The 21,330-nt window shown below is 62.6% G+C and carries 10 protein-coding genes and 1 pseudogene; 3 read left to right on the plus strand and 8 right to left on the minus strand.

Annotated features, from left to right (window positions below):
• Positions 1-38: 38 nt before the first annotated feature.
• From QMK47_RS08540 to speB, 4 genes are all read right to left on the minus strand, one after another.
• Entirely contained in the window at positions 39-1,427 is a 1,389-nt protein-coding gene (locus QMK47_RS08540; RefSeq protein ID WP_320390047.1) for a sodium:solute symporter, read from the minus strand.
• Positions 1,428-1,686: 259 nt separating this feature from the next.
• Positions 1,687-3,201: a cytosine permease gene (locus tag QMK47_RS08545; protein WP_320390514.1), complete on the minus strand. Its 1,515-nt coding sequence runs from the start codon at positions 3,199-3,201 to the stop codon at positions 1,687-1,689.
• Positions 3,202-3,250: 49 nt separating this feature from the next.
• Entirely contained in the window at positions 3,251-3,658 is a 408-nt protein-coding gene (locus QMK47_RS08550) for a YybH family protein (protein ID WP_253472338.1), read from the minus strand.
• 9 nt (positions 3,659-3,667) lie between these two features.
• Positions 3,668-4,618 (minus strand): agmatinase, encoded by a 951-nt coding sequence (gene speB / locus QMK47_RS08555; RefSeq protein ID WP_003198979.1) that lies wholly within the window; start codon positions 4,616-4,618, stop codon positions 3,668-3,670.
• Between the two features lie 383 nt (positions 4,619-5,001).
• Here speB and QMK47_RS08560 point away from each other — a divergent pair, with 383 nt between their 5' ends.
• Together QMK47_RS08560 and QMK47_RS08565 are read left to right on the plus strand one after the other, a co-directional pair.
• The gene (locus QMK47_RS08560) at positions 5,002-5,895 is read left to right on the plus strand and encodes a LysR family transcriptional regulator (RefSeq protein ID WP_003184133.1); all 894 of its coding nucleotides are present in this window, start codon (positions 5,002-5,004) and stop codon (positions 5,893-5,895) included.
• A 2-nt stretch (positions 5,896-5,897) separates the two neighbouring features.
• Positions 5,898-6,494 carry a tRNA-uridine aminocarboxypropyltransferase gene (locus QMK47_RS08565; protein WP_258690567.1) on the plus strand — a complete coding sequence of 199 codons (597 nt, stop codon included), beginning with the start codon at positions 5,898-5,900 and terminating at the stop codon, positions 6,492-6,494.
• A 212-nt stretch (positions 6,495-6,706) separates the two neighbouring features.
• Here the strand turns inward: QMK47_RS08565 and QMK47_RS08570 are convergent, their stop codons facing one another.
• From QMK47_RS08570 to QMK47_RS08580, 3 genes are all read right to left on the minus strand, one after another.
• Positions 6,707-8,071 carry an HlyD family type I secretion periplasmic adaptor subunit gene (locus QMK47_RS08570; protein ID WP_253472342.1) on the minus strand — a complete coding sequence of 455 codons (1,365 nt, stop codon included), beginning with the start codon at positions 8,069-8,071 and terminating at the stop codon, positions 6,707-6,709.
• 249 nt (positions 8,072-8,320) lie between these two features.
• Positions 8,321-10,480, minus strand: coding sequence for a type I secretion system permease/ATPase (locus QMK47_RS08575; protein ID WP_253472344.1), 2,160 nt, complete (start codon positions 10,478-10,480; stop codon positions 8,321-8,323).
• A gap of 30 nt (positions 10,481-10,510) precedes the next feature.
• Positions 10,511-11,869, minus strand: coding sequence for a TolC family outer membrane protein (locus tag QMK47_RS08580; protein WP_214512017.1), 1,359 nt, complete (start codon positions 11,867-11,869; stop codon positions 10,511-10,513).
• Between the two features lie 455 nt (positions 11,870-12,324).
• On the opposite strand from QMK47_RS08580, the gene QMK47_RS08585 reads away from it, so the two are divergent.
• Positions 12,325-20,907 (plus strand): retention module-containing protein, encoded by an 8,583-nt coding sequence (locus QMK47_RS08585; protein ID WP_320390048.1) that lies wholly within the window; start codon positions 12,325-12,327, stop codon positions 20,905-20,907.
• Positions 20,908-21,213: 306 nt separating this feature from the next.
• Here QMK47_RS08585 and QMK47_RS08590 read toward each other — a convergent pair.
• A pseudogene (locus tag QMK47_RS08590) lies at positions 21,214-21,306 on the minus strand (DUF454 domain-containing protein); the annotation flags it as partial.
• Positions 21,307-21,330: the final 24 nt, after the last annotated feature.

The following is a 21,330-nucleotide window of genomic DNA, read 5'->3' on the forward strand; positions in this document are numbered from 1 at the left end:
CTCGCTCCCACAGGGATCTCATTGCCCAGGGTTATCGGTCAAACCGCCTTGGCCACCACATTCGGCCGTGGCGACAACAAGCTCACCAGCACAAAACTCACCAGCGCCACGCTCAGGCTGTAGTAGATCGGCGTGTTGGCGTCCAGGCCATCCTTGAGCATGAAGAACAGCGCGGTCAGGAAGCCCAGCGACATGCTGGTGATCGCGCCGGCGGTGGTGGCGCGTTTCCAGTAGATGGCGCCGATCAGCGGGATCAGCATGCCGCCCACCAACAGGTTGTAGGCCAGGGTCAGGGCGCTGATGACGTCGCTGACCACCAGGGCGATCACCAACACCACCGCCCCCATCAGCAGGGTCGCGATGCGGTTTTCGTGGACGTCGCCACTGCCGCTTTCACGGCCCTGGCGCAGACGGGGCAGCAAGTCCTGGACCACCGTGGTGGACGCCGCGAGCAGGCCCGCTGCGGCGGTGGACATCAAGGCTGCCAGGGCGGCGGCGATCACCAATCCACGAATGCCGTTGGGCAGGCTGGTCTGGACGATGCTGGCGAAGGCGTTGTTGACGTTTTCCAGGTCCGGCAGCAAGACCTTGGCCGCCATGCCGATCAACGCACCGGCCAGGCCGTACAGCACGCAGTACAGGCCGGCGGCGGTGCCGGCCACTTTGGCCACGCCTTCGCTGCGAGCGGTGAACACCCGCTGCCAGATGTCCTGGCCGATGAAGATGCCGAAGAAGTAGATCAGGAAGTAGGTGAGGATGGTGTCCCAGCCAATCGCGGTGAAATCGAAATAGCTGGCCGGCAAAGCCGCCACCATCGCATTCCAGCCGCCGGCATCGACGATGGACATCGGCATCAAAAGGAACACCAGGCCAACGGTCATGATCAGAAATTGCACGATGTCGGTGAGGGTCAGCGACCACATGCCGCCGATGGTGGAATACAACACCACCACGCCGCCGCCCACCAGGATCGACACCCAGAATGGCAAGCCGAACAGCACCTGCATCACGGTGCCGATGGCGATGGTCGAGGTGGCGCCGATCATCAGTGCGTAAACCAGCATGATCAGCGCACTGGCCTGGCGCGCGGCCGGGTTGTAGCGGCGCTCCAGCACCTGGGTCACGGTGTAGATCTTGAGCTTGAGTAACGGCTTGGCGAGGAACAGGCTGAGGCCGACGATGCCCAGGCCGATGGCGCCGCACAGCCAGAATCCGGAAATACCGTAGACGTAGCCCAGGCGCACGGTGCCAATGGTGGACGCGCCGCCCAGCACGGTGGCGGCCATGGTGCCCAGGTAAAAGCCCGGGCCGAGATTGCGCCCGGCGACCAGGTAGTCGTCACGGGTTTTAGCGCGGCGCATGCCGTACCAGCCGAGGGCGATCATGCCAGTGGCGTAGAGAAGAACGACGATTAAGTCCAAAGCCATGGTGGCGTGTCTCCGATTGTCTTTTTTATGTGGGGCGAGGCGATGCTGTCCCTGGCACTGCAGCCTCAGTGCGAATGCTGTTGTGGCCAGAGATTGCTCCCGCAGGGCTCTGTAGGGGCTGGCGAAGCCTGCGATCTTTTGATCTTTCGCTTGAGATTCAAGTGTCTGGGGAAAGATCGCAGCCTCGTTGCACTCGACAGCTCCTACGGGCGCAGCCCAGCGGGAGCAATCTCTGGCCACAGGTATTCGTTGGCTCAGGTCAGGCGGTTTGCCTGAGGGCTGGTTTATCGTTGGGCACCGAAGCGTCCTTGCTCCGCGGATCCTGCGGCCCATACACCGCCGCGGGTTCCGGAAACAGCCCCAGCAACACCAGGTACACCACCGAGGCCAGGCCCAGGGTCACCGGCAGGCTGATGTCGATCCCGCCGGCCAGTTCCCCCAGCGGCCCGACGAACTGCCCCGGCAGGTTGACGAAGCACAACCCCACCAGCGCGCTGGGGATCCATGCCCCCAGGCCGCGCCAGTTCCAGCCGTGGCTGAACCAGTAGCGCCCGCCGGTTTCGCCGCGGGTGAACACTTGCAGATCATCCGGGCAGTAGAAGCCGCGGCGCACCAACAGGCCGATGATCATGATCACCATCCACGGCGTGGTGCAGGTGATGATCAGCACGGCGAAGGTCGAGACGCTCTGTACCAGGTTCGCCGCGAAGCGCCCGATGAAGATGAACGCAATCGACAGCACGCCGATCAGCAGCGTTGCCTTGACCCGCGACAGTACCCGTGGAAACACGCTGGACATGTCCAGGCCGGTGCCATACAGCGACGTGGTGCCGGTGGACATGCCGCCGATCACCGCGATCAGGCACACCGGCAGGAAGAACCAGCTCGGCGAAACCGCCAGCAGCCCGCCCACGTAGTTGTTGGCCGCGATGTAGTCCGGCGCCTTGATCGCCACGATGGTGGCGGTGGCGAGGCCGAACAGGAACGGGATCAACGTCGCCAGCTGCGCAGCGATCACGGCCAGCATGATGCGGCGCTTGGGCGTGTTGCGGGGGATGTAGCGCGACCAGTCACCCAGGAACGCACCGAAGGAAATCGGGTTGCTCATGGCCACCAGCGCCGCGCCGATGAACGCCGCCCAGAAGCCCGGCTGGCCGAGACTGACGGTGCCGGCGAACTGGCTGTCGAAGGTCGGTGCGAAGGCCAGGATGCCCAGCAAAAACAGCAGGCTTGCGGCCCATACGGCGATGCGGTTGACCCACAGCATGAAGCGAAAGCCGTAGATGCATACCGTCAATACCAGCAGGGCGAACAGGCCGTAGGCCAGGCCCAGGCTCAGGTCGGTCTCTGGCACGCCGATCAGCCGCTTGGCGCCGCCGATCAACGCGTCCCCGGAACTCCACACCGACAGCGAGAAGAACGCGATGGCGGTCAGCAACGAAAGGAACGAGCCGACGATTCGCCCGTGCACGCCGAAGTGCGCACCGGAAGAAACCGCGTTGTTGGTGCCATTGAGCGGGCCGAACAGGCCCATGGGCGCGAGGATGATCGAACCGACCAGGACACCCAGCACAATGGCCCAGACCCCGGCCTGGAATGACAGGCCGAACAGCACTGGGAAACTGCCGAGCACGGCGGTGGCGAAGGTGTTGGCGCCGCCGAAGATCAGGCGAAACAGGTCGCCCGGGCCGGCGGTGCGTTCGTGGTCCGGGATCTGTTCGACCCCGTTGGTTTCAATGTGCGTAAGGCTTTTATCGTTATTGTTATGCATGATCTGCTCCGATCATCGAGGCGCATTCATCGAATGTGAATGTCGCCTGTTGCTAAGGGGATGGCAGCCCTTCCGGCATTGCGGACAAATGTTCGTGACAGGCCAGCCATAGGCCTTGTTGTTCTTGGCGAAACACAATGGTTTCGCGCTCCTGGCTAAAGTGCAGCTCCCCTAGCATGCGCAGCTCGGTGGCCACGTCATGGATGAAAATCGCCACGTCCCCTTGCAGGCTGACGAAGGCGTTGCTCGAGGTGCAATTGAGCACCTCGAAGCCATCCTCGGACCGCCAGCGATCCCACAACGCCAGGTAGGCATCGCGTGACAGCAGGGGCTGTTCGAGGGTGTAGAACACGAAACTCGCATCGGCCGTGAATGCGCCGAAGTAGGCGTCGCGCTCATTGCGGGCGAAGGCCGACACCAATTCGGCGGCGGCCTTGAGAACCTGATCTCGATCATTCATGACCGCACCTCAGCGATGAACCACGCCGGGCAATACGCAGAGCATCTCGTACAGCAGGTTGGCGCCCAGCAGCGAGGTGTTGCCGGTGGTGTCGTACGGCGGCGAGACTTCTACCAGATCGCAACCGACCAGGTCGAGGCCCTGGCAGCCACGGACGATTTCGATCGCCTGGATGGTGGTCAGGCCGCCGATTTCCGGAGTGCCGGTGCCAGGGGCCCAGGCCGGGTCGATACCGTCGATGTCAAAGCTCAGGTACACCGGGCCGCCGCCGACTTTCTCACGCACTTCGGCCATCAGCGGGGCGAGGGATTTGTGCCAGCACTCTTCGGCCTGGACCACGCGGAAACCCTGGTTGCGGCTCCAGTTGAAATCATCGGCGGTGTAGCCCTGGGCCCGCAGGCCGATCTGCACCACGCGGTCGCAATCGAGCAGACCTTCTTCCACGGCGCGGCGGAAGGTGGTGCCGTGGGCGATCTTCTCGCCGAACATGTGGTCGTTCACATCGGCGTGGGCGTCGATGTGCACCAGGCCGACCTTGCCGTGTTTCTTGTGGATGGCCCGCAGGATCGGCAGGGTGATGGTGTGATCGCCGCCCAGGGTCAGGGGGATGACGTTGTGTTCGAGGATCTTGTGGTACGACTCCTCGATGATCCGCACCGCGTCCAGCAGGTTGAAGGTGTTGATCGGCACGTCGCCGATGTCGGCCACCGACAGCGAGTCGAACGGCGCGGCGCCAGTGGCCATGTTGTAGGGGCGGATCATCACGGATTCGGCGCGGATTTCCCGCGGCCCGAAACGGGTGCCGGCGCGCAGGGAGGTGCCGATGTCCAGCGGCACGCCGACGAACGCAGCGTCCAGGCCGGCAGCGGTTTGCAAATGGGGGAGTCGCATCATGGTGGCGATGCCGCCGAAGCGCGGCATTTCGTTGCCGCCCAGTGGTTGGTGAAGAATCTTGTCCACGGGTAGGGCCTCATCGTTGTTTTATTTATCAGGGGCCGATTCTGCGAAAAGCGTGGGATGGGAAGAATCGCTGGTGGCAAATACTTAGTTCAGATTTTTCTAAACTAATGGCGGGTGGGGCGATAGACTCCGCATCAGCGCAGTCCTGAGGCAAATGATGCCCCCTGTGGCGAGGGAGCTTGCTCCCGCTGGGCTGTAGGAGCTGTGTAGGAGCTGTCGAGTGCAACGAGGCTGCGATCTTGTCCCAGACAGTTGAGTCTCAAGCGAAAGATCAAGATCAAAAGATCGCAGGCTTCGCCAGCTCCTACAGAGCCGAGCGGGAGCAAGCTCCCTCGCCACAAAAGCGCGACAAGTCCTGTCTATGTGTGATCCGGAGACACCCCATGGCCAACGCTCTACCCGACCTGAAACTGCTGCGCATTTTCGTCAGCGTGGTCCGGCACCAGGGGTTCGCCAATGCCCAGCACGAGCTCAACCTTTCCACGTCGGCCATCAGCACCTACATGAGTCAGCTTGAGTCGGCCCTGGGCCTGGTGCTGTGTCATCGCGGCCGGGGTGGGTTCAGCCTGACCAGCAAGGGCGAGTTGTTCCATCAGGAAACCTTGCGCCTGTTGGGCGAGCTCGAAGGGTTCGAGCAGTACGCCGCCGCGCTCAAGGGTGAGCTGCGCGGCACTTTGAACCTGGGGGTGATCGACTCTACGGTCAGCGACAAGGCCTTGCCGTTCGCCGAAGCCATCGGTGCCTACAGCCAGGAGCATCCGGCGGTGCATTTGCACCTGTCCGTCATGAGCCCTTACGAGCTGCAACTCGGCGTGCAGGACAACCGCCTGGACCTGGCCATCGGTGCGTTTTCCACGCGCATGAGCGGGCTGGTCTACATGCCGCTGTACCGTGAGCAGCACTGGTTGTATTGCAGCAACCGTCACCCGCTGTTCAACGAGCGGCGCATTCCCGAGCAGGTCATCACCCAGCAGCGCATGGTCGGGCGCGGTTACTGGAGCCAGGCCGAACTGGCTCGCCATGGCTTCAAGCACAGCGCGGCGACGGTGGAGAGCATGGAGGCGCAGTTGATCCTGGTGTTGTCCGGCGCCTACGTCGGTTACCTGCCTGAACACTACGCCCAGGCGTGGGTCGACAAGGGCGACTTGCGTGTGCTGCTGCCGGCGACCTTTGGCTATCAGGCGCCGTTTTCGATGATCGTGCGCCGTGGTCGCAGCCGCGAGCCGCTGATCCAGACCTTCCGCGATTTGCTCAAAGCTCAACTGAATCAGGCCTGACCATGTCTAGAACTCAATGCCCGCGTTGCCAACGACCGCAAAGCCACTGCCTGTGCCCGTTGATCCCCAGCCTCGACAGCCGCACCCGCGTCTTGCTGTTGCAGCACCCCAGCGAAGTGAACCACGCCTTGAACACCGCCCGCTTGGCGGCGTTGGGGCTTAACAACGCTGAACTGATCGTGGGCGAGGTGTTCGAGGATTTGCCCAGGCTGCTCAATCAACCGGGTTATCAGGTGCGGTTGTTGTTTCCCGCTGACGATGCACAGCCGCTGCAAGCCTATGCGCCCTCCGATGAGCCGTTGCTACTGGTCGTGCCCGACGGCACCTGGCGCAAGGCGCGCAAGCTGCTGCACCTCAACCCGCTGCTGGCGGCGCTGCCGAGGGTGACATTGGCCGAGGGCGGGGTGTCTCGTTATCGTTTGCGCAAGGCACCGGGGCCGGGGGCGTTGTCGACGGTGGAGGCGATTGTCCAGGCGTTGCAGGTGCTTGAGGCGCCGGCGAGCTTTGAGCTGTTGCTGAGGCCGTTCGAGGCGTTGATCGAGGGGCAGATTGCGGCGATGGGGGAGGAGACTTACCAGAAGAACCATGGAGGGGTATAGAGACCCCTGTGGCGAGGGAGCTTGCTCCCGCTCGGCTGTAGGAGCTGTGTAGGAGCTGAGTAGGAGCTGTCGAGTGCAACGAGGCTGCGATCTTGTCCCAGACAGTTGAGTCTCAAGCGAAAGATCAAGATCAAAAGATCGCAGGCTTCGCCAGCTCCTACATAGCCCAGCGGGAGCAAGCTCCCTCGCCACGGGGTCGGGGTAAATTCGGATCAGCGCTCACGCATCGCCTCGGTCCGCGCCTTCAATACCGGCTTGAGCAAGTAATCCAGGACACTTTTCTCCCCGGTGATGATGTCCACCGTCGCCACCATCCCCGGAATGATCAGCAAGGGCTTGGCATCTCCGCCCAGGTGGTTTTTGTCGGTGCGCACCTGGATCAGGTAGAAGCTGTTGCCCTTGTCGTCGGTAATGGTGTCGGCGCCGATCAGTTCGAGCTTGGCGCTCAGCCCGCCATAGATCGTGTAGTCGTAGGCGCTGAACTTGACCATGGCTTTCTGGCCCGGGTGCAGGAACGCCACGTCCTGGGGGCGGACCTTGGCTTCGATCAGCAGGTTGTCTTCCAGGGGCACGATTTCCACCATGTCGTTGCCCGGCTGCACTACACCGCCGATGGTGTTGACCTTCAGTTGCTTGATCACCCCATGCACCGGCGAGACTACGGTGGTGCGGGTCACGCGGTCGTCGATGGCGATGCTCGAGGCGGTGATTTTCGACAGTTCGGTGCGTTTCTCGTTGAGGTCCTTGGCTGCCTCGGAGCGAAAGGTCTGTTCCGATTCGTCGATCTTGCTCTTGATCTCGTTGATCGCCGATTCGGCCCGGGGAATGGCCAGGGTGGTGGCGTTGAGCGAACCGCGGATTTCCACCGCGCTGCGTTTGAGCCGCAGGATCTCCACCGGTGATACCGCCCCGGTGCGCACCAGCGGGGCGGACATGTTCATTTCTTCTTGCAGCAAGGCCAGGGCCGAGCTGAACTGGCCTTGCTTGGAGCGAAACTCCGCCAGTTCCTGGGTCTTCTGCCGCAGCTGTTCGGTCAGGGTGCGTTGTTCGCTGGCCAGGCGCCGTTGCCGTTGTTCGTACAGTGAGCGCTCATCCTCGGCCACTTGCGGGGCCTTGGCGATCACCTCGGCCGAAAGATTGAATGGCCGGCCCTCGGCCTCGGCCGACAGGCGCTCGACCTGAGCGGTCAAGGCATAGCGGTCGGCCTCGCTTTCGCCCTTGTTCGACAGGAAGCGCGTGTCGTCCAGGCGCAGCAGGGTGTCGCCCTTGTTCACCATCTGGCCTTCACGGACGAATATCTCAGTGACGATGCCGCCCTCCAGGTTCTGGATCACCTGGATCTTGCTCGACGGAATCGCCTTGCCTTCGCCGGTGGTGACTTCCTGCAACACCGCGAATTTCGCCCAGACCAGCCCCGTGATGATCAATCCGGCGGCCAGCCACACGGTCACCCGCGAGCGGCGGGGCGAATCCTGCAGCGTGGCGCCGGCGGTTTCCGGCATGAACTCGCTTTCGGCGCTTTTGCTGAAACTGCCGAAGTAGCTTCGGGCGGCTGAATCCGGTGTTTGAGCAGACATGGGGCGGTACCCGTCAGTGAGAGAAAATAAAGCCAAACACGATTATTGCAATGAGGCAGAACACTGCTTTTGTGGCGAGGGAGCTTGCTCCCGCTGGGTTGCGAAGCAGCCCCAAAAACCATTCACCTCGGTGTAACAGGTAGATCGCGCGGGCAGGTTTTACGACGGCTGCGCCGCCGAGCGGGAGCAAGCTCCCTCGCCACAAGTGTTAACTATGTCCCCGAACCAAACAGGGGGATGTGTTGGCAGCTATACCGCCGCAGAGCCCACACGCCCCTTGCGCAGCGCATCGATCACCGCTTCCTTCGGCCCATCCGCCACAATCCGACCGTTATCCAACACCACCAGGCGGTCCACCAGGCTCAGCATCGAGGTGCGGTGGGTGACCAGCAGCACGGTCTTGCCCTGTACATGGGTGTGCAGCTTTTGGCGCAAGACGTCTTCGCTGCTGTTGTCCATGGCGCTGGTGGGTTCGTCCAGCAACAGGATCGGCGGGTCGAGCAGCAAGGCCCGGGCCAGCAGCACGGCCTGGCGTTGGCCGCCGGAGAGCAGTTGCCCGCGCTCACCCACGGGGCGGTCGAAGCCTTGGGGATGTTGGCGCGCCAGTTCGGTGACACCGGTCAGTTCTGCCACTTCCAGCATGCGCGCGTCGCTGATGTAGCGGGCGCCCAAGGTGAGATTGTCCCGCAGGCTACCGGCCAGCAGCGGCAGGTCATGGGCGACGTAGCCGATCTGTTGGCGCAGGTCGGCGACGTCCAGTTGCCGCAGGTCCAGGCCGTCGAGCAGCAACTGGCCTTCCTCCGGCGCATAGAAACCCATCACCAGGCGCGCCAGGGTGCTCTTGCCCGAGCCACTGCGGCCGATGATCCCGACCCGTTCACCGGGTTTGAGGCTGAAGCTGATGTTCGCCAGCGCTGGGGTGCTCTGGCCGTTGTAGTGGAAGGTCACGCCGTTGACGTCCAGCGCGCCCTGCAATTGGGTGCGATCCAGCGGCCGTTGTTTGGCATCGCGTTCCTGCGGCAAGGCCATCAGGGCATCGGTGCTGCGCATGGTGAGCTGGGCTTGCTGGTAACGGGTGATCAGCCCGGCGATCTGCCCGAGCGGGGCGAGCACCCGGCTGCCGAGCATGTAGGTCGCCACCAGCGCGCCGACGCTGAGGTTGCCGGCGATGATGCTGTAGACCCCGGCGACGATGGTCGCCATGCCGGCCAGTTGTTGCAGGAACAAGGTGCCGTTGGTCGCCAGTGCCGAGAGGTTGCGCGCGTGGCTGTCCAGGCGGGTGAGGGCGCCGTGGGTGCTTTCCCACTGATGCTGGCGCTCGCTCTCGGCGCTGCAGGCCTTGAGGGTTTCCAGGCCGCCGAGGGTTTCGATCAGCAGTGCCTGGCGCTGGGCGCCCAGGGCCAGGCTTTTTTGCACGGTGTCGCGCAGGCGCACCTGGATGATCATCGCGAAGACAATGGTGATTGGAAACGCCACCACTGGAATCACCACCAGCCAGCCCCCCAACAGGCCGATCACCACCAGCATCAGCAGGGCGAAGGGCAGGTCGATCAGGCTGGTGAGGGTCACCGCCGTGAGGAATTCGCGCAGCCCCTGGAAGTCGTGGATGCTCTGGGCGAAGCCGCCGATGGTCACTGGCTTGGCCTTCATCGCCATGCCGGTGATGCGCTCGAACAGGGTGGCGGAGAGAATCACGTCGGTTTTCTTGCCGGCGGTGTCCAGCAGATGGGCGCGCACCACCCGCAACACCAGTTCGAAACCGGTGCCGATCAACAGCCCCACGGCCAGCACCCACAAGGTCGACGTGGCCTGGTTCGGCACCACGCGGTCGTAGGTCTGCATGACGAACAGCGGCACCATCAGGCCTAGCAGGTTGATCAGGAAACTCGCCAGGATTGCGTCGCTGTACAGCCAGCGCGACAGTTTCAAGGTGTCGCGAAACCACGCCTCGACCCGCGGCACCAGGGGCGAGCGCAGGTCTTCGAGTTCATGGCGCGGCCGGGCGAACAAGGCCTGGCCGCTGTAGTCGAGGGTCAGTTCCTCGCGACTGACCCACTGTTCGCCGCCGTCGGCTTCGCTGGGCAGGATCAGCGCCTTGCCGTCCTCGCCCCAGCGTCGCAAGACCGCACAGCGGCCCCCCGCCAGGATCAACATCACCGGCAGGTTCAGGGGTGAAATATCTGCCAGCTCACGACGCAACAGCCGCGCCTGCAAGCTTGCCCGGGCCGCTGCGCGCGGCAGCAGGTCCAGGCTCAAGCGTTGGTGCGCCATAGGAAGCCCGGCGCTGAGGCTGGCGCGACTGACCGTCGCACCATGGAGTTTGCAGAGGATCAACAGACCGTCCAGCAAAGGATCATCGAAGTTCAGGCGCGGGTCAGCGCTCGGGGTTGCGGGTTCCATGCTGGTCACGTCGGTTGCTCCCATATTTTTTCGAGGGGGCTACTTCAGTTCCGGCAGCCGAGCCTGGTTCTTGACTTCGGTCTGCGCGACCGTATCGGCCGGCAGCACGATCCGTTGTTTGTGCAACAGCAGGCCCATGTTCGCCAGCACCCGGTACATCGAGTACTCCTCGGTGTAACGCACCTCGGTGTAGCGACGGTTGGCGTTGTACAGCTCGTTTTCACTGTCGAGCAGGTCGAGCAGGGTGCGCTGGCCGAGACCGAACTGATCCTGGTACGCGGCGCGCACGCGGGCGGTGGTGTCGGCATATTCGCGGGCGGTGGGGGTCTGTTTGCGGGCGTTGAGCATCGCGTTCCAGGCCAGGCGCGTGTCTTCGTTGAGCTGGCGCAGGGCATTGTTGCGGATGTCCATGGCCTGGTTGATCTGGTGGGCGTTGGATGCCAGCCGCGCCTTGTCGCTGCCACCGCGGAACAGGTTGTAGTTCATCACCACGCCGACCCGCCAGTTGTTGTCGTGGCCTTCTTCGCCACCGATGTTGTTATTGGCGCCCACCGCCGCCTCGGCGTCGAAGCGCGGGTAGAACGGCGACTTCGCCACTTCGTACTGGCTCTCGGCGGACTGTATGTCGGCCTGGGCCGATTTCAGGTAGGGGTTGTTATCCACCATGCTTTGCTGGGCTTCGCGCAGGTCGGCAGGGAGTTCGCCTTTGGTCGAGGGCGGCGCTTCCAGTTCATCGGGCATGCGTCCGACCACGCTGTAGAAGTTCGCCTCGGCGTCGGCCAGGTCGACCTGGGCGGTGTCGTAGTTGTTTTCCGCCAGGGCCCGACGGGCGTTGGACTGGTCGGAGTCGGCGTTGCTGCCCACCCCACGTTCGGTGCGCAGGCCGATCTGGTCGTTGACCCGCATGTGCGCTTGCAGGTTGTTCTTGGCCAGGGTCACCAACTCGCGGCGCTTGAGCACTTCCAGGTAGACCTCGATGGTGCGCAGCGCCAGATCCTGGGCGGTGCCCTGGGCGTAATAGGCCCGGGAGTTGACCACGCCCTGGGTGCGCTCCACTTCATTGGCGGTGTTGAACCCGTCGAAGATCATCTGCCGCAGGCGCAGCTCCGATTGGGTGTAGGTCAGGATATTGGTGTGGTGATTGCCCAAGGCCCGGGTGTTGGTGTTGTCGCTATAGCCACGACCGTAACCGCCATTCAAATCCACCGATGGGAAAAAGCCCCCTCGGGCGACTTTGACGTCTTCATTGGCCGACAGACGGCTGTCCACCCGTTGTGCCAGCTCTGGGTGAGTGGCAATGGTGCTCTGGATCGCCTCGGTCAAGGACATTGCCTGCGCCTGAGAAGAGCAGGCCATGGCCAGTAAAACCGCGCTGCAGAGGGGGGTTAGAACGCGCATGGGGTGCATCTCCTGAGGTCTGTAGTGCTTCGCTTGTCGCCAAAATGTTGACGTTTTAAAGATCAAAACCGTTTCAACCTTGTAACAACACAGCTAAGAACATCCTGAGCAAAACCTAAGAAGAATTTCTCATAACGATTATTTCGAAAAAAACTTATGTGCTTGAAAAAAACCGGCACATTGTTCAAAGCGAAAGCCTTTGAATCTGCGGGTTTCGACGGATTTTAGGCGTCAATAAAAGTTCCATGCAGATGTTTAAGCAACGTGAAGAAGTGTCGAAAGGGCGATCTGTGAGGTGGTTTTTGGTGACGGTTTTTTGTCGTTTCGGCGAATTGCCAGCACCTTCTGCTTTCACGAAAGCTGGCAGATTTTCCAGCTTTTTGGGTCGCCAAACCTGAGGACGGATTCTTCACCCAGACAGGTGCCGATTGCGGTCGGCAACGGAGGAAATGCACATGGCAGCGCTCATCGGTATCGTCAGCAAAGTGGTCGGGCAAGTTTTCGCAGAAGCGGCCGGTGGTCTGCGGCGGCCTCTGGTCGAAGGCGATCGGCTTTATGCCGGCGAACACCTGGTCACCGGTGCCGAAGGGGCCGTGGCTGTTCATATGCAAAACGGCCAGACGTTGACCCTGGGCCGCGAAAGCAACCTGACCCTGACCCCGCAGTTGCTCGCCAACCACGTGCCTCATGTCGACACGCCTGACGCGGCGACACCGAGTAACGCGCAACTGACCGATGTGCAAAAGCTGCAGCAAGCCATCGCCGCCGGTGCCGACCCGACCCAGACCGGTGAAGCCACGGCCGCCGGCCCCGAGGGCGGCAACCCGGGGGGCGTGGGCGGTGGGCACAGTTTTGTGCTGCTGGAAGAAGTCGGCGGGGAGGTCGATCCGCTGATCGGTTTCCCAACGGCCGGGTTCAACGGGATTCCCGAGTTTCCACAGCTGCGCCTGGCCGGTGATCCGGACAACACGGGCGACAATGCAACCGTGCCGCCGGTGACACCGGATAACCCGGTGACCCTCGACGGGGTCAATGTCGAGGGCGGCGAACTGACCACCAACGAGGCCAATCTGGCCGATGGTTCGGCCAGCAATGCGGGGGCGCTGGTGCAAAATGGCACCTTCACGGTTTCCGCGCCTGACGGGCTGAGCAGCCTGAGCATCGGCGGTATCAACGTGATCAGCGGCGGCGTGCCCGCAGGCTTCCCCCAGACGATTACATCGCCTCTGGGCAACACGTTGACCATCACCGGCTATGACCCGACCACGGGCGTGGTCAGCTACAGCTACACCCTGACGGACAACGAAACCCATCCTGCCGGTGGCGGTGCCAACAGCATCACCGAGCAGTTCCCGGTGGTGGCCGTCGACACCGACGGCGACACGGCCACCGGCACCCTGGACGTCAACATTACCGATGACGTGCCCCAGGCGATCGACGACAGCCACGCCAACACGGCGTCGGAAACCCTGGTGACCCTCACCGGCAACGTATTGCCCAACGACCATCAGGGCGCCGACCGGATCCCCACTGGTCCCGACAGTGGGCCGATCATCGGCGGGACGTTCACCGGCACCTACGGCACCCTGGTGCTCAACCCCAACGGCACGTACACCTACACCCTCAACACCAGCGACCCGCAATTCGTCGCGTTGCATGGCGGGGGCAGCGGCACTGAGACGTTCACCTACACCCTGACCGATGCCGACGGCGACACCAGCACCGCCAACCTGGTGCTGCAAGTGCACAATAACGACGACCCTGTGGTGTTGGTGGGCCTTGATGCCGAGGGTGGTGAGCTATCGCTGCAGGAGAAAAACCTCAGCGACGGCAGCAGCCCGGATGCATCGGCGCTGACCCAAAGCGGCACCTTTACCGTGACTGCGTTGGACGGTGTGCAGACCCTGAGTGTTGGCGGCATCAACGTCGTCACGGGTGGTGTAGCAGCTGGTTTTCCACAGTCGATTACCACCGCGCTGGGCAATACACTGACCATCACCGGCTACAACGCCACCACCGGCGTGGTCAGCTACAGCTACACCTTGCTGGATAACGAAGCTCATCCAAACGCCAACGGCGCCAACAGCCTCAGCGAGCAATTCGCCGTAGTCGCCACCGACGACAACGGCACCACTGCCAACGGCAACCTGGACGTGAACATCGTTGATGACTTGCCTAAAGCCATGGACGACAGCAACGCCATCACGGCTTCGGAAACCCTCCTGACCCTGACTGGCAGCGTGCTGACCAACGACACCCAAGGTGCAGACCATGTGGCGTCCGGCCCAATTACCCCCGGTACCTTCACCGGTACTTACGGCACCCTGGTGCTCAACGCCGACGGTTCCTACACCTACACCCTCAACACCGCCGATGCCGACTTCAAAGGCCTGCACGGCGGTGGCGATGGCAGCGAAACCTTCACCTACACCCTGACCGATGCCGACGGCGACACCAGCACCGCGAACCTGGTGCTGCAAGTGCACAATAACGACGACCCTGTGGTGTTGGTGGGCCTTGATGCCGAGGGTGGTGAGCTATCGCTGCAGGAGAAAAACCTCAGCGACGGCAGCAGCCCGGATGCACCGGCGCTGACTCAAAGCGGCACCTTTACCGTGACTGCGTTGGACGGTGTGCAGACCTTGAGCGTGGGTGGCATCAACGTCGTCACCGGCGGTGTAGCAGCCGGTTTCCCACAGTCGATTACCACCGCGCTGGGCAACACCCTGACCATCACCGGCTACAACGCCACCACCGGCGTGGTCAGCTACAGCTACACGCTGCTGGATAACGAAGCCCATCCAAACGCCAACGGCGCCAACAGCCTCAGCGAGCAATTTGCGGTTGTTGTCACCGACGACAACGGCACCACCGCCAACGGCAACCTGGATGTGAACATCGTCGACGACTTGCCTAAAGCCGTAGACGACAGCAACGCCAGCACGGCCTCAGAAACCCTCCTGACCCTGACTGGCAGCGTGCTGACCAACGACACCCAAGGTGCAGACCATGTGGCGTCCGGCCCAATTACCCCCGGTACCTTCACCGGTACTTACGGCACCCTGGTGCTCAACGCCGACGGTTCCTACACCTACACCCTCAACACCGCCGATGCCGACTTCAAAGGCCTGCACGGCGGTGGCGATGGCAGCGAAACCTTCACCTACACCCTGACCGATGCCGACGGCGACACCAGCACCGCGAACCTGGTGCTGCAAGTGCACAATAACGACGACCCTGTGGTGTTGGTGGGCCTTGATGCCGAGGGTGGTGAGCTATCGCTGCAGGAGAAAAACCTCAGCGACGGCAGCAGCCCGGATGCACCGGCGCTGACTCAAAGCGGCACCTTTACCGTGACTGCGTTGGACGGTGTGCAGACCTTGAGCGTGGGTGGCATCAACGTCGTCACCGGCGGTGTAGCAGCCGGTTTCCCACAGTCGATTACCACCGCGCTGGGCAACACCCTGACCATCACCGGCTACAACGCCACCACCGGCGTGGTCAGCTACAGCTACACGCTGCTGGATAACGAAGCCCATCCAAACGCCAACGGCGCCAACAGCCTCAGCGAGCAATTTGCGGTTGTTGTCACCGACGACAACGGCACCACCGCCAACGGCAACCTGGATGTGAACATCGTCGACGACTTGCCTAAAGCCGTAGACGACAGCAACGCCAGCACGGCCTCAGAAACCCACCTGACCCTGACCGGCAGCGTGTTGACCAACGACACCCAAGGTGCAGACCATGTGGCGTCCGGTCCAATCACCCCCGGCACGTTCACCGGTACTTACGGCACCTTGGTGCTCAACGCCGACGGTTCCTACACCTACACCCTCAACACCGCCGATGCCGATTTCAAAGGCTTGCACGGCGGTGGCGATGGCAGCGAAACCTTCACCTACACCCTGACCGATGCCGACGGCGACACCAGCACCGCGAACCTGGTGTTGCAAGTCCATAACAACGACGACCCAGTGATCATCACCGGCCTCGACACTGACGGCGGTGAGCTCACGGTCCAGGAGAAAAACCTCAGCGACGGCAGCAGCCCGGATGCATCGGCGCTGACTCAAAGCGGCACCTTTACCGTGACGGCATTGGACGGTGTGCAGACCTTGAGCGTGGGCGGCATCAACGTCGTCACGGGTGGCGTGGCAGCGGGTTTCCCTCAGTCGATTACTACCGCGCTGGGCAACACCCTGACCATCACCGGTTTCAACGCTGCGACTGGGGTGGTCAGCTACAGCTACACCTTGCTGGATAACGAAGCCCATCCAAACGCCAACGGCGCCAACAGCCTCAGCGAGCAATTCGCCGTAGTCGCCACTGACGACAACGGCACCACCGCCAACGGCAACCTGGATGTGAACATCGTCGACGACTTGCCTAAAGCCGTAGACGACAGCAACGCCAGCACGGCCTCAGAAACCCACCTGACCCTGACCGGCAGCGTGTTGACCAACGACACCCAAGGTGCAGACCATGTGGCGTCCGGTCCAATCACCCCCGGCACGTTCACCGGTACTTACGGCACCTTGGTGCTCAACGCCGACGGTTCCTACACCTACACCCTCAACACCGCCGATGCCGATTTCAAAGGCTTGCACGGCGGTGGCGATGGCAGCGAAACCTTCACCTACACCCTGACCGATGCCGACGGCGACACCAGCACCGCGAACCTGGTGTTGCAAGTCCATAACAACGACGACCCAGTGATCATCACCGGCCTCGACACTGACGGCGGTGAGCTCACGGTCCAGGAGAAAAACCTCAGCGACGGCAGCAGCCCGGATGCATCGGCGCTGACTCAAAACGGCACCTTTACCGTGACGGCGTTGGACGGTGTGCAGACCCTGAGTGTTGGCGGCATCAACGTCGTTACGGGCGGTGTGGCGGCCGGTTTCCCTCAGTCGATTACCACCGCGCTGGGCAACACCCTGACCATCACCGGCTACAACGCCACCACCGGCGTGGTCAGCTACAGCTACACCTTGCTGGATAACGAAGCTCATCCAAACGCCAACGGCGCCAACAGCATCAGCGAGCAATTCGCCGTAGTCGCCACCGACGACAACGGCACCACCGCCAACGGCAACCTGGACGTGAACATCGTTGATGACTTGCCGACCGCTCACGCGGATTCCGCCTCGGTGGATGAGGGCGGGACGGTCAGTGGCAACGTCCTGAACAACGACGAAGGCGGCGCCGATGGGCCGGCCGCGAGCGGTGCTGTGATCGGCGTGCGTGCTGGCAACGACACCTCGACCCCGGCGATTGGCGGCCTGAACACCCAAATCAATGGCACCTACGGCTACCTGACCCTGGATGCCAATGGCAACGCCGTCTACCACAGCAACCCGAACACCGTCAGCGCCCCGGGCGCGACCGATGTCTTCACCTACACCGTGCGTGATGCCGACGGCGACGAAAGCACTACCACCATCACCATCGATGTCCACGATATCTGCCTCGTCGCCACACCCGACCACGAAGTCAGCGTCTACGAAAAAGCCCTTGACCTGAACCAGGACGGCCAGGACCTGGCCCCCGGCACTGTCACCGGCAGCGCCCCGAGCGCCACCAGCGAAACCGCCAGTGGCAGCCTCATCAGTTCGGTCAGCGGTGCCGTTGGCGCAGTGACCTTCGCGCTGGTGGGCAACGCCAACGGTGCCTACGGTCAACTGTCGCTTCACCCCGACGGCTCCTACACCTACACCCTGACCTCGCCAGCCACCACCACGCCCCACGCCAACGATGGCCCCAACGTCTTGAGTGAAAGCTTCACCTACCAGGCCACGGACTCGTTGGGCAACACGGTCACCAGCACCATCGTCATCGACATCGTCGACGACGTGCCCAACGCCCATGCCGATTTCGCTTCGGTGGTGGAGGGCGGCACGGTCAACGGCAACGTGCTGGACAATGACGTGCTTGGCGCGGACGGCGGCATGGTAATCGGCGTACGCGCCGGCAATGACACCTCAACCTCCGCTGTCGGTGGTCTGAACAACCAGATCAACGGCACCTACGGTTACCTGACCCTGGACGCCAACGGCAACGCCGTCTACCACAGCAACCCCGACGCTGTCGGCGCGCCAGGCGCGACCGATGTCTTCACCTACACCGTGCGCGACGCCGATGGCGATGAAAGCACGACTACCATCACCATTGACGTGCACAACAGCTGCCTCGTCGCAGAAACCGACCATGACGTTACTGTCTATGAAAAAGCCCTCGATCTGAATCAGGATGGCCAGGACCTTGCCCCTGGCACCGTCACCGGCAGCGACCCGAGCGCCACCGGTGAAACCGCCAGCGGCAGCTTGGTCGGGGCGGTCAGCGGGGCCACGGGCGCCGTCACCTTCACCCTGGTGGGCAACGCCACCGGCGCCTACGGCCAGTTGCTGCTCCACCCGGACGGTTCCTACACCTACACCCTGACCTCGCCGGCCACCACCACACCCCATGCCAACGATGGCCCGAATGCGCTGAGCGAAAGCTTCACCTACCAGGCCACGGATTCCCTGGGCAACAGCACCACCGGCAGCCTGGTGGTCAGCATCGTCGATGACGTGCCAAAGGCCGTTGCGTCCGAACGTTCGGTCACGGCGGTGGAGATCGATACGAACCTGCTGATCGTGCTCGACGTCTCCGGCAGCATGAAAGACGACTCCGGCGTGCCGGGGCTCTCGCGGATGGATCTGGCCAAGCAGGCGATCAGCGCCTTGCTCGACAAATACGACGACCTGGGCGATGTGAAAGTCCAGCTCGTGACCTTCAGCGGCAGCGCCACCGAACAGAGCACCGTGTGGGTGGATGTGGCAACTGCCAAGACGCTGATCTCCGCGCTGAGCGCCCACGGTGACACCAATTATGATGCTGCCGTGGCGATGGCCAAGACTGCGTTCGCAAATCCCGGCCAACTGACCGGCGCACAGAACGTTGGCTATTTCTTCTCCGACGGCAAGCCGACCCTGGGTGAAATCGGCTCGGCAGACGAAGCCGCCTGGAAAGCCTTCCTCGACGCCAACGGCATCAAGAACTACGCCATTGGCTTGGGCAGCGGCGTCAGCAACACCCACCTCGACCCGCTGGCCTACGACGGCAGCGCCCACACCAACACCAATGCGGTGGTGGTCACCGACCTGAACCAACTCAACTCGGTGCTCTCCGACACCGTGCAAGGTGCGCCGGTCACCGGCAACCTGCTGGGCGAGGGGGGTTCCTTCGGCGCCGATGGCGGGTTTATCAAAAGCCTGGTGGTCGATGGCACCACGTACAGCTACGATCCGGCGGCCAACGGTGGCCAGGGTGCACTGACCGCCAGCGGCGGGCTCAACCATGGCTCCTTCAATACCGCCACCAACACACTGAGCATCGCCACCGACCACGACGGCACCCTGGTGGTCAACCTGGATACCGGCGCGTTCAGCTACACCTCCCAGACCGCCACCAGCACCTTGATCACCGAGCACGTCGGCTACACCGTCAGTGACAACGATGGCGATCTGGCCAGTTCCAACCTGGTGATCAACGTCGTGCCCAACAGCCCGCCGATCGCTGTCGACGACAACATCATCACCAACGTGCTGTCAGGCAATATCGTGATCCCGGGTGAGTTGTTGCTGGGTAACGACAGCGACGCCAACGGCGATCCGCTCACCGCATCGCCCACCAGTTTCAATACCGGTTGGGTCGCCAAAGGCGCGGATTTCACCGGTAGCAGCGGCACGGCCAGCTTCACCGGCAACAACGTGCAGTCGATCAACCTCAGCCGCAGCGCCTTCGTCGCCAATGCCGCGACCATGACGGCGGTACTGGTGGTCAGTGGCGCGCTGGGTGCGGTTTCCAACAATAATGCCAACGATGAAGACCGCCTCAACATCAGCCTCAAGCAGGGTGAAACGCTGACTCTGGACCATAACCTGGCGGGTGGGCATATCAACCTCGAGTACTCTCTCAACGGTGGGCCTTTCATTGCGATCAGCGACGGCGCCTCGTTCACTGCGGCAGCGGATGGCAACTACCAGATCCACGTCACCAACATCCCCAATCCCGGCGGCGGTAATTCCAACGCTGCGGAAAACTATCAACTGACCATGACCGTCAACTACGCCGGCGCCCAGGACAGCACACCGGATTACCACGGCAGCTACACCGCCAGCGACAACCATGGCGGTAGCGACAGCGCGGCGGTGGACATCAGCTACCAGGCGGGCCATACCCTGACGGGCACCACCGGGGATGATGTGCTGATTGCCGGCAACGGTGACAACACCCTCAATGCGGGCGACGGCAACGACATCCTCAGCGCAGGCTCGGGCAACAATACCCTGCACGGTGGGGCAGGCAATGACCTGCTCTACAGCGGCACGGGCAACGACCTGCTCGACGGTGGTACGGGCAACGACACTGCGAGCTATGCCCACGCCACCGCCGGGGTCACGGTGAACCTGGGATTGTTGGCGGCGCAGAACACCGTAGGCGCCGGCACCGATACCCTGACAGGCATCGAAAACCTGGTCGGTTCGAACTTCAACGATACGCTTACCGGTGACGGTGCCAGCAACCGCATCAACGGTGGATTGGGTCATGACGTGCTCAATGGCGGTGGCGGCGATGACCTGCTGATTGGCGGCCTGGGCAACAACACCCTGACCGGCGGTAGCGGCGCCGATACCTTCCAATGGCAGGCAGGCAACAGCGGCCACGACGTGATCACGGACTTCGCGCCCGGCGTCGACAAACTCGACCTGTCCCAGCTGTTGCAAGGGGAGAACGGCAGCACCGCGTCACTGGATGATTACCTGCATTTCAGCGTGAGCGGCAGCGGTGGGGCGGTCATCACCAGCATCGACGTCAGTGCCATTGCCGGTGCCACGCCGAACCAGACCATCGACCTGGCCGGCGTCAATCTGGCCAGTCATTACGGCGTCACACCCGGCGCAGACGGGATGATCGCGGGCGGGGCGGATACGGCGACCATCATCAACGGCATGTTGAATGACCATTCGTTGAAGGTGGACACGGTGTGAGGTGAGCTGAAATAACAAAACCCGCCATTTTCGCTAAGGAAATGGCGGGTTTTGTTTTTCTGAAACTTGTTGGTGGATCCCCGGATTTACTGGACGCACGCATGCCTTTGTGGCGAGGGAGCTTGCTCCCGCTCGGCTGCGCTGTAGGCGCTGTGTAGGAGCTGTGTAGGAGCTGTCGAGTACAACGAGGCTGCGATCTTTCCAGCACCCATTGGGTCGAGAGCCAAAGATCAAGATCAAAGGATCGCAGGCTTCGCCAGCTCCTACAGGCCCAGCGCGAGCAAGCTCCCTCGCCACAGTGGAGGCTCAGGGCTTGCGCAATGTCTTCTGCTTGAGGATATGAACCGTCACCAGCACCGCACTGGTGAGCATGAACCCCCGGGCCCACGACAGGGGCACCACGCTTGACCAGCCGATAGCCAG

Source organism: Pseudomonas sp. P9_35, from assembly GCF_034008205.1.
Taxonomy (GTDB): domain Bacteria; phylum Pseudomonadota; class Gammaproteobacteria; order Pseudomonadales; family Pseudomonadaceae; genus Aquipseudomonas; species Aquipseudomonas kilonensis.